The 10,322-nt window shown below is 73.0% G+C and carries 9 protein-coding genes; 4 read left to right on the forward strand and 5 right to left on the reverse strand.

From position 1 onward, the window contains the following. Positions 1–90 precede the first annotated feature (90 nt). Genes ACFVZW_RS11780 through ACFVZW_RS11795 form a run of 4 tightly spaced genes read left to right on the forward strand, consistent with a single transcriptional unit; the run spans position 91 to position 4,676 of the window. Positions 91–969, forward strand: a complete 879-nt coding sequence (locus tag ACFVZW_RS11780; RefSeq protein WP_384519898.1) for a DUF6457 domain-containing protein — start codon at positions 91–93, stop codon at positions 967–969. Then, a complete protein-coding gene (locus ACFVZW_RS11785; protein ID WP_384519900.1) occupies positions 966–2,600 on the forward strand; it encodes a molybdopterin molybdotransferase MoeA in 1,635 nt (544 codons plus the stop codon). The genes ACFVZW_RS11780 and ACFVZW_RS11785 overlap by 4 nt, the downstream gene beginning before the upstream one ends. A gap of 20 nt (positions 2,601–2,620) precedes the next feature. Next, entirely contained in the window at positions 2,621–3,679 is a 1,059-nt protein-coding gene (locus ACFVZW_RS11790; protein ID WP_384519984.1) for a potassium channel family protein, read from the forward strand. A 10-nt stretch (positions 3,680–3,689) separates the two neighbouring features. Further along, positions 3,690–4,676 (forward strand): NAD(P)H-quinone oxidoreductase, encoded by a 987-nt coding sequence (locus tag ACFVZW_RS11795; protein ID WP_384519901.1) that lies wholly within the window; start codon positions 3,690–3,692, stop codon positions 4,674–4,676. Positions 4,677–4,760: 84 nt separating this feature from the next. On the opposite strand, the gene ACFVZW_RS11800 is transcribed toward ACFVZW_RS11795, so the two are convergent. The 5 genes from ACFVZW_RS11800 to ACFVZW_RS11820 form a co-directional block, all read right to left on the reverse strand. Then, on the reverse strand, positions 4,761–5,306 hold the full coding sequence (locus tag ACFVZW_RS11800) for a bacterial proteasome activator family protein (RefSeq protein WP_329118562.1): 546 nt from the start codon (positions 5,304–5,306) through the stop codon (positions 4,761–4,763). A gap of 96 nt (positions 5,307–5,402) precedes the next feature. Further along, a complete protein-coding gene (locus ACFVZW_RS11805) occupies positions 5,403–8,258 on the reverse strand; it encodes an FtsX-like permease family protein (RefSeq protein WP_384519903.1) in 2,856 nt (951 codons plus the stop codon). Beyond that, positions 8,255–8,989: an ABC transporter ATP-binding protein gene (locus tag ACFVZW_RS11810; protein WP_384519904.1), complete on the reverse strand. Its 735-nt coding sequence runs from the start codon at positions 8,987–8,989 to the stop codon at positions 8,255–8,257. Before ACFVZW_RS11810 ends, ACFVZW_RS11805 begins: the two co-directional genes overlap by 4 nt. Positions 8,990–9,126: 137 nt before the next feature. Continuing rightward, complete coding sequence (locus tag ACFVZW_RS11815; RefSeq protein WP_384519906.1) at positions 9,127–9,801, reverse strand: PadR family transcriptional regulator; 675 nt, start codon at positions 9,799–9,801, stop codon at positions 9,127–9,129. A 96-nt stretch (positions 9,802–9,897) separates the two neighbouring features. Further along, positions 9,898–10,322: hypothetical protein (locus ACFVZW_RS11820; protein WP_384519909.1), on the reverse strand; the 425-nt coding region annotated here is incomplete at its 5' end.

The following is a 10,322-nucleotide window of genomic DNA, read 5'->3' on the forward strand; positions in this document are numbered from 1 at the left end:
GGATCACCCCGATCGGCCGCCTGTCTCCGTACGTGAGACAGGCGGCGATCTTTGGGGTCGTACCGCGCGGGCGCGGACCATACTGCTGGGATGACGACCGTGTATGACGCCATCGTGCTCGCCGGGGGCGCCGCGAAGCGGCTCGGCGGGGCGGACAAGCCCGCGGTACGGGTCGGGGGCCGGGCATTGCTCGACCGGGTCCTCGCGGGCTGCCGGGGCGCCGGGCGCACCGTGGTCGTCGGCGGCTGTCGGACGACCGTCCGCCCCGTGGTGTGGGCCAGGGAGGAGCCCCCCGGCGGGGGGCCGTTGGCCGCGCTCGGCGCCGGGGTGCGCGAGGTGGACGCCGACACGGCGCTCGTCCTCTCCGCCGACCTGCCGTTCCTCGACGAGGGCACCGGCCGGCAGCTCCTGGCCGCCCTGTCCGCCGCGCCCGACGCCGAGGCCGCGCTGCTGGTCGACGCCGACGGCCGGGACCAGCCGCTCGTGGCCGCCTACCGCACCGACGTGCTCCGGCGTGAGCTGGCTCTCATCGCCGACGCGCACGGCACCCTCACCGGCCTCCCGCTGCGTCTGCTCACCCGGGAGCTCCACATCGTCCGGGTCGCCGCGGAGCCTCTCGCCTCCTTCGACTGCGACACCTGGGAGGACATTGCCACGGCCCGGGCCCGCATCAGGGAGCATGGGAACGTGCTGGACGAATGGATCACCGCAGTCAAGGACGAGCTGGGCATCGAGATCGACGTCGACACCGGCGTACTGCTCGATCTGGCCCGGGACGCCGCCCACGGGGTGGCCCGCCCGGCCGCGCCGCTGACCACGTTCCTGGTCGGGTACGCGGCGGCGCAGGCGGCCGGCGGCGAAGGCGGCCCCAAGGCGGTCGCCGAGGCCGCCCGCAAGGCCGCCGCCCTCGCCAACCGCTGGGCCGCCGAGGCGGAGCAGGCCGAGACGGAGCAGGGCGAAGCCGGATGACCCCGCAGGAGCGGGCGGCCGGGCCCGGGACCGGCGCGGGCACCGAGCCGGAGGCGGCCCCCGCCCCGGAGCCCGAGAGCGACGGCAGCGACGAGGCCCTCGCCCTCGTCGCCCCGCCGCGCGCCGCCGGGCCGCGGGCAGCCGCAAACCGATCCGCCGCATCCGGGTCCGCCGACCCGCACCCCGGCGAGCCCGACTCCGGTCCGTCCCACCCCGCCGGGCCGCGGGCTGCCGCCTACCGATCCGCCGCATCCGGGTCCGGCGAGAGGTCCGTCGACCCCGCGTCGCCCGGCCCCGCGCCCGGCGACCCGCGCCCCGGCGACCCCGGCCCGTCCCACCGCGCCGAGTCCCACCGCGCCGAGTCCCACTCCGCCCCGTCCCACCGCGCCGAGTCCCACCGCGCCACCGCCTGGCCCGCCGCCCGGGCGGTCGCCGTGCGGGCCGGGACCGCGGGCGGGGCCGGCCGGGAACCCCGCCGTACGCCCCTCGGGCAGGCCCTCGGCCAGGTCCTCGCCGAGCCGCTCCGCGCGCTCACCGATCTGCCGTCCTTCGACACCTCGGCCATGGACGGCTGGGCGGTCGCAGGCCCCGGCCCGTGGCAGATCCACGAGGAGGGCGCGGTACTCGCGGGCCACGCACCCCTCGCTCCGCTCGCGGACGGCACGGCGGTACGGATCGCCACCGGCGCCCGCGTCCCGCCCGAGACCACCGCGGTCATCCGCAGCGAACACTCCCGCGCGGACGCCGGCGGCCATCTGCATGCCCGGCGCGAGGTCCTGCCCGGCCAGGACATCCGCCCCCGCGGACAGGAGTGCCGCGCCGGCGACCGGCTGCTGCCCGCCGGGACCGCGGTGACCCCCGCCGTCCTCGGTCTCGCCGCGGCGGCCGGCTACGACGAGCTGGCGACCCTGCCCCGCCCTCGTGTGGAGGTCCTCGTCCTCGGCGACGAGCTGCTGACCGCCGGACTCCCCCACGACGGTCTGATCCGTGACGCCCTCGGCCCCATGCTCGGCCCCTGGCTGAACGCGCTCGGCGCCGACGTGCTCGCCACCCGGCGGATCGGCGACGACGCCGACGCCCTGTACGCCGCCGTCACCGGTTCCGAGGCCGACCTCGTGATCACCACCGGGGGCACGGCCGCGGGGCCCGTCGACCACGTCCACCCGGTCCTCGCCAAGGCCGGAGCCGTACTCCTCGTCGACGGTGTGAAGGTCCGCCCCGGCCATCCGATGCTGCTCGCCCGCCTCGACGGCGACCGGCACCTGGTCGGCCTGCCCGGCAACCCCCTCGCCGCCGTCTCCGGACTGCTCACGCTGGCCGAGCCGCTGCTGCACGCCCTCGCGGGCGCCCCGGTCCAGCCGCCGTACCGCGTCTCCGTGCGGGACGAGGTCCAGGGCCATCCGTACGACACCCGGCTCGTCCCGGTCGTCCACCGGGGCGACGAGGTCGTGCCGCTGCACTACAACGGCCCGGCGATGCTCAGGGGCATCGCCGCCGCGGACGGGATGGCCGTCGTGCCGCCCGGGGGCGCGCGGTCGGGGGACGCACTGGAGATCCTCGACCTCCCCTGGCCGGTGGCCCCGGGCCAGGCACCAGGTCCCGGCGCGTCCCAAGGAGCGTGTTTCACGTGAAACTTCCCAGCCGTGACGTCATGGCCCGGAACGCGGACGAGAAAACGTCCCCGTCCCGGATCCGGATGCCCCGGCGCGTCGTCGAGAAGCCCTTGCGCCAGGTGACCAAGCGGCTGCTGATGGCCCTCGGCGTGCTGGCCCTGACCACCGTGATCGTCTACATCGATCGTGGGGGCTACAACGACAACTCCGACGGCAGCCTGGACTTCCTCGACAGCGCCTACTACGCGACCGTCACCCTCTCCACCACGGGGTACGGCGACATCGTCCCGTACAGCGACTCCGCGCGGCTCGTGAACATCCTGGTGGTCACGCCCCTGCGCGTCCTGTTCCTGATCATCCTGGTCGGCACCACTCTCGAGGTCCTCACCGAACGGACCCGGGAGGAGTGGCGGCTGAACCGCTGGAGGTCCACCTTGCGTGACCACACCGTCGTCGTCGGCTTCGGCACCAAGGGCCGCTCGGCGATCCAGACGCTCTGTGCGACGGGGCTTCGCAAGGATCAGATCGTGATCGTCGACCCCTCGACCAAGGTGATCGAGACGGCGAACGCGGACGGCTTCGTCGGTGTCGTCGGCGACGCGACCCGCAGCGATGTGCTGCTCCGCGCCGAGGTCCAGAAGGCACGTCAGATCGTCATCGCCACCCAGCGCGACGACACCGCCGTGCTGGTGGCGCTCACCGCCCGGCAGCTCAACAGGGGCGCGAAGATCGTCGCCGCGGTCCGTGAAGAGGAGAACGCGCCGCTGCTGCGCCAGTCCGGTGCGGACGCCGTGATCACCAGCGCCAGCGCGGCCGGCCGGCTGCTCGGGCTCTCCGTGCTCAGCCCCAGCGCGGGCACGGTGATGGAGGACCTGATCCAGCAGGGTTCGGGCCTCGATCTGGTCGAACGGCCGGTGATAAAGGCCGAGGTGGGCAAGAACGTACGGGAGACCGAGGACCTGGTGGTCAGCGTGTTGCGCGGGCACCGGCTGCTCGGATACGACGATCCCGCCGCCAGCCCACTGCAGTTGACGGACCGTGTGATCACGATCGTCCGGGCGGCGTCCGTCACCCCGCTGTCGACGCCGCCCGAGTAGCCTCGCCGCCATGCATGCGATCACGATTCCGGAACCCGGCGGCCCCGAGGCACTCGTCTGGGCCGAGGTGCCCGATCCCGTGCCCGCCGAGGGCGAGGTCCTCGTCGAGGTGGTGGCGAGCGCCGTCAACCGTGCCGATCTGCTCCAGCGACAGGGCTTCTACGACCCGCCACCGGGCACGTCCCCGTACCCCGGCCTCGAATGCTCCGGGCGGATCACCGCGCTCGGGACGGGCGTGTCCGGCTGGTCCGTCGGCGACGAGGTGTGCGCGCTGCTCGTGGGCGGCGGCTACGCGGAGAAGGTCGTCGTGCCCGTCGGCCAGCTGCTTCCCGTACCGGACGGGGTGGACCTGGTCACGGCCGCGGCGCTGCCCGAGGTGACCAGCACCGTCTGGTCGAACGTCTTCATGATCGCCCACCTGCGGCCCGGCGAGACGCTCCTCGTGCACGGCGGTGCGAGCGGCATCGGCACCATGGCGATCCAGCTGGCCAAGGCGATCGGCGCACGGGTCGCCGTCACCGCCGGCGGCCCCGAGAAGCTGGCGCGGTGCGCCGAGCTGGGCGCGGACATCCTGATCGACTACCGCGAGCAGGACTTCGTCGAGGAGCTGCGCAAGGCCACCGACGGGGCCGGGGCGGACGTGATCCTCGACATCGTCGGAGCGAAGTATCTGGACCGCAATGTGAAGGCCCTCGCGGTCAACGGCCGTCTGGCGATCATCGGGATGCAGGGCGGGGTGAAGGGCGAGCTGAACCTCGGAGCGCTGCTCTCCAAGCGTGCGGCGATCACCGCGACCACGCTGCGTGCCCGCCCGCTTCACGAGAAGGCGGCCATCGTCGCCGCGGTGCGCGAGCACGTCTGGCCGCTGATCGGCGCGGGCACGGTACGCCCCGTGGTCGACCGTACGGTGCCGATGCCCGACGCCTCGGAGGCCCACCGGGCGCTGGACTCGGGTTCGCACGTGGGCAAGGTCCTGCTGCTGGCCCCGCGGGCCTGACCCGCCCCACAAGGCGCCTGTACGCGGAAGGGCCCGGCACACACGGTGTGCCGGGCCCTTCCGCGTATCGGACGCCCCACCGGCCTACAGGTACGGCCCCGAGCGGACCGCGTGTCCGTGGCCCTGGTCGTCGTCATCGTCATGCGACGCACCCGGCGGAAGAGCCCGGCGCATCTGCTCCAACTGGGCGCGGGCCGCCATCTGCTGGGCGAACAGCGCCGTCTGGATTCCGTGGAAGAGGCCCTCCAGCCAGCCCACCAACTGGGCCTGCGCGATGCGCAGTTCCGCCTCGGAGGGAATCGCCTCGTCCGTGAACGGCAGGGAGAGACGCTCCAGTTCCTCGACCAGTTCGGGCGCGAGCCCGTCCTCCAGCTCCTTCACGGAGCTGGCGTGGATGTCCTTGAGCCTGACCCGGCTGGCCTCGTCGAGAGGTGCCGCGCGTACTTCTTCCAGGAGCTGCTTGATCATGCTGCCGATGCGCATGACCTTCGCAGGCTGCTCGACCATTTCCGTCACCGGGACCTCGCGGGATTCGTCGTCACCCTGAGTGCCGCCGAGCGCCATTCCGTCCTGTCCCACGATGAGGACCTGGGGGCTCTCCTGCGACCGTTCATTCCTCGGCATCTCCATGCCGCCATTCTCTCGCACACGTGCCTCACCACACGGTGTGCCCCCGGAGGAGGGTGATCCACCCTTCTCCGGGGGCACAGGACGGCAACGGTCCGGTCAGATCGCGGCGCGGCGGGCCAGGGCCCCGCGCGAGCGGGTGACCAGGGCCGCCAGGAGCGCGGCGCCGATCGGCACGATCACCAGCAGCGCCACCAGCGTCTCCCAGGGGACGACGATCGGCACGTACGGGGGCGAGTCCATGGCGCCCCAGCCCTGGTCGAGGCTCTCCTGGTAGAAGCGCTCGCGTTCGCGCCCCTCGGTGAGCCGCAGGCCCATCGCCGGCAGCACTCCGGCCGCCGACCCGAGGATCACACCCATCGCGGCGACCACCCCGCACTGGAAGCCGCTGAGCGTGCGGCGGACCCGCGGGGGCGCTCCGACGGCGGAGAGCGTCTTGAGGTCGGCCTCCGCGTCGGCCTGTGCCAGTCCGGTCGCGATACCGGCGGCGCCGATGGTCACGAGACCGGCGAAGACGGCCAGCGAGAGGAGCACGATGCTGCTCTTGCCGACGAAGCCGTCCTCGACCCGCAGCTCGACATCGCTGCCGATCTTGGCGATCTCGCCGTCGAGCTTCTGGCGCTGCTCGCTGGTCGGCATCGTGTCGGTGGAGAACAGCGAGCCCAGCGGCGCCGTGCCGAAGCCGGCGGCCTTGGCGGCGGCCGGGGTGAGGAGGGCCTGGACGCCGTACGAGCTCTTCCCGGCGGGCACCTGGTAGGCGGGCAGGGACTTGATCTCGCCCGGGACGGGCTTGCCCGCCTGCTCGGCCTCGCTCGCCTTCATCGTGTCGGCGATCAGCTTGACGGAGATCTTTCCGCCTTGATCGACCTGGGGCTTGGAGAAGGAAACGATTTTGCCCTCGGCCAGGGCCTTCTCGGCTCCCGGGTCGTTGATCCCGAGGACCTTGAGGACCTTGGCGTCGCCGATCAGCAGCCCGCCCTCGACGTAGATGCCGCCGTCATTGCTCGACTTGCAGCGCCAGTCCTCGGCGAGCTTGCGCCGCTGTTCCTTGGTGAACTTCTCCGAAGGGTCATCGCCGTTCTCGGATGCCCACAGCGGGCACTCGTTGGCCTTCGGGATGATGATCTCGGACCTGCCGCAGCCCGGGGAGTCCATATAAGGCTGGCAGTTGGGCTTGCCGACCTGCACACGGTCGACATCCGCGCGGACGTCGATGGGCAGGTGACGCTGGACTGCGTCGCGGACGGCGGGGACGTCCCGGCCGCCGTCCTCCATGACGAGGGCGGAGACCGCGCCGTGCGGCAGGCTCGCCCGGTACTCGGCCCGCTCCTGCGCGTCGGAGCTGGCCGTGTACGTGGAGACGGCGACGGTTCCCGCGACGGCGGCGAGCACGGCGGCGACGGCGGGTGCCGTACGCCCCCGGTTGCGCACGGCGTCCCGCAGGGCGAGGCGCGGCGACAGGGGCAGCCAGCGGCCGGCCCGGCCGAAGAGACCCACGAGGGCGGGGGTCATGGCGACCACGCCCAGCTCGGCGATGGCGCTGCCGCCCGCGACGATGACGAACTGGTCGGAGACCACCGATCCGTACAGCGCGATCGCCGCGCCCAGGAGCAGGGCGCCGAGGCCGACCAGCGGCAGGACACGGCTGCTGCGGCGGACACCGCGGCGGCCGGTGAGCGAGGCCAGGACGGTCTGCCGGGAGGCGGTGACGGCCGGGACGATCGCGGACAGGACGCCGGTCAGAACGGCGAGCAACGCGATGGCGAGCAGTTCCAGCGGGCGTATGTCGAAGCTGCCGAAGCGCTGCCCGAACGAGTCCTCGAGGACCGGCTGGAGGGCGAAGGTCAGGATCAGCGCGAGGACCGTGCCGGTGACGGCGGCGGCGACACCGATGACGAGACCGCCGCCCAGGACGATGGCCCGGATGTGTCGCCGGTCGCCGCCGTTGGCGCCGACGAGCCCCAGCTGACGGCGCGAGCGGCGCGCGCCGACGGCGAACGCGGGTCCGGCCAGCAGGCAGATCTCCAGCATCGCGAGGCCGACGACGGTGCCGACCGCGGCGAGTTCGGCGGCCTGGGCGCCCGTGCTGGACTCGTAGGTGCCCCAGCCCTCCTTCTGGTACAGCGGGACCTCGGAGTCGGCGGGCGGGTCGAGGAGCACGGCGCGCGAGACGACGGCGACACCCTTGGTGTTGATCTGCTGCACGGTGTTCCACGTGAAACCACCGGGGGCCTTCACCAGGTACGTGGTCTCGACTCCACCCCGGGTGATACCGGCCTTCTCGGCCACCTTCGCGTACGGGGCGAGGAAGGCGCCGGGCAGGGCATTGACCTGGTCGGCCTTCAGATCGTTCGGGAGCTCGTAGGAGCCGACGATCCGGTAGGTCCTGTCGTAGCCGCGCGCGGACAGGGTCGAACCGATCGACAGGCCGCTGCTCTCCAGGAAGTGCGTGGTCGCGGCGAACTCGTCCGCCTTCTCCGGGAAGCGTCCCTCCTGGAGGGACATGATGCCCTTGGCGATCGGGTCGGCGGCCTTGAGCTCACGGACCTCGGTCTGGAGCAGTCCGTGGACGGTGGTGAGCTTCGCGTTTCCGGAGCCGTCCGTCAGGACGGTGGATCCGGCCGGGAAGGTCTTGGAGACATCGGTGCCGCCGGTGGGCCACATCTTGTCGCCGTAGTCCTGCGCCGGCGTGTTCATCTCGCCGTCCGGCGACTGGAGGATCGGCACGCCGGCCACGGCGGCGTCGGTGAACCGGGCGTCGGCGGCGCCGATCGTCCGGTCCAGGCTCTCCTCGGTGGACAGCTCGGAGCTGCGGAAGGTCAGATCGGCGGCGCTGACACCCAGGATGGGCAGGGCGATCATGGCGAGGACCAGGAAGCTGCGGCCCTTGTAGCGCCAGGCGTCACGGCGGGCTATGCGGATCGCGGCCCGCCAGGAGTGGAACCAGTTGTTCACCGCTCGGCCGCCTGGCCCGAGAGGAGCGAGTCGGCGTCGCTGCGTACGGTCTGGTCGACGACGGCGCCGTCCCGCAGGAAGACGACGCGGTCGGCCCAGGCGGCGAACCGCGGCTCGTGGGTGACGAGCACGCCCGCGGCGCCGGCGTCGCAGCGCGAGCGGAGCAGGGCGAGGACGGACTCTCCGGTCTCGGAGTCCAGGGCGCCGGTGGGCTCGTCGGCCAGGACGAGCCGACGGTCGCCGACGAGGGCGCGGGCGATGGCCACACGCTGCTGCTGGCCGCCGGACATCTCGTCGGGGAAGCGGTCGGCGAGGTGACCCAGGTCCATCTCCTCCAGCGCGGCGAGTGCCTCGCCGCGCGCCTTGCGCGCGGAGGTGCCGTCCAGCTCGCGGGGCAGGGCGACGTTCTCCGCGGCCGTGAGCGCCGGGATCAGGTTGTAGTCCTGGAAGACGTACCCGATGCTGCGGCGGCGCAGGGCCGCGAGGGCCTTGCGGCCGACGGTGGTGATGTCGGTGTTCTCGACGATCACCCGGCCGGAGGTGGGGGTGTCGAGGCCGCCCGCGATGGTGAGCAGGGTGGACTTGCCGGAGCCGGACGGGCCCATGACGGCGACGAGTTCACCGGGGAAGACATCGAGGTCGATGCCGCGCAGGGCGTGCACCTCGGTCTCGCCGGAGCCGTGGACACGGGTCAGGTTCTGCAGTTGCAGCACGGGCTGCTGTGTGGACATGGAGGGGTCCCCCTTGGGCGTACGCCGACGGACGGTCGTGTGACGTGCGGTCACGTGAGGTCGCGTGCGGTGTCGTACGGAGCGGTTGGTCTCGTACGGAGCGGTTGAGGTGGTGGTGCGGTGTGCGGGGCCGCGGGTCAGCGCAGCGGCGCCGTGCGGGCGTCCTGGGAGGCCGTGCCGGCGGAGTCGGGCGGTCGTGCCTCACCGGTGTCGGAGCCGGTGCCGGAGGCGGGGCGGTCCGAGGAGCCGGTGGTGCCGAGGGCGGCGGCCGTCGAGAGCCGGATCAGCCGGGCCTCGCAGTGGTCCAGCCAGCGGGCCTCGGCCTCGGTCTGGAAGATCAGCTGCTCCAGGACGAGGAGCCAGGCCACGTCGTCGCGTTCCCGGGACTCGCCGCTCTCGAGGGCGGCGAGTGCCTGGGCCTTGAGCCGGGTGTAGTCCTGCATCGCCTTCACGGTGTGGCGGCGCTGGGACTGGATGACGGCGCGGATGTCGACCCCGGGCGCCCCGACGGCCATGGCGAGCTTGATGGCGAGCTCGTCGCGGGCCGGGCTGGTGCGGTCCACGGGCTTCTCGAACCACTTCTTGAGCTCTTCGCGACCGCTGTCGGTGATCGCGTAGAGCGCGTGGCCGGCGTCGTCCTCGCCGCCCTGCGCGACCATGCCGTCCCGTTCGAGACGGTTGAGGGTCGTGTAGACCTGACCGACGTTGAGAGGCCAGGTGGAGCCTGTGCGTGACTCGAACTCCGTACGGAGCTGCGAACCGTAGCGAGGCCCGCGTTCGAGGAGGGCGAGGAGCCCGTGGCGGATCGACATACTCAGTATGTATACCGGGTATGCCCGGACGGACAAGGGACTTGAGACGGAACCTCCGGGTCCGACTCAAGGGGGACGAGGCGTGGGGCGGACCGCTCAGCGGCGGCGCATCCTCACCCCGAGGAAGCCGATTCCGAGCCCCATCATCGCGAGCCCCGCGCCGAAGGTGAGGACGGGAATCTGCCGGTCAGCGGTGGTGGCGGTGGCGCGGGGGCTGAGCCGGGGAGCCGCGGCGGGCGCGGACGCGGGTGGGGGCGTGTCGGTCGTGGACTCCGTCTCGGGTACCGCTTCGAGGCCCTCGTCCGCGCCTTCCTCCGCTTCGGCAGGCTCGTCGGCTGTTGCAGTTTTGGTACGTGAGGGGCTGTCCGGCTCGGCGGAGGAGCTCGATTCCCGGGGCTTGACCGGGCGGCCGGGCCGCTCGCGCCCCTCCATGGCGGGGCGCCCCCCCCGGGTGGCGGCCGGGGGGGGGTGGGCGGGGGCGGAGGGTCGGCGGGGCGCGGTGGGGGCCGCGGCGGGCGGGC

Origin of the sequence: Streptomyces sp. NPDC059567, assembly GCF_042735655.1 — a bacterium.
Classification (GTDB): Bacteria; Actinomycetota; Actinomycetes; order Streptomycetales; family Streptomycetaceae; genus Streptomyces.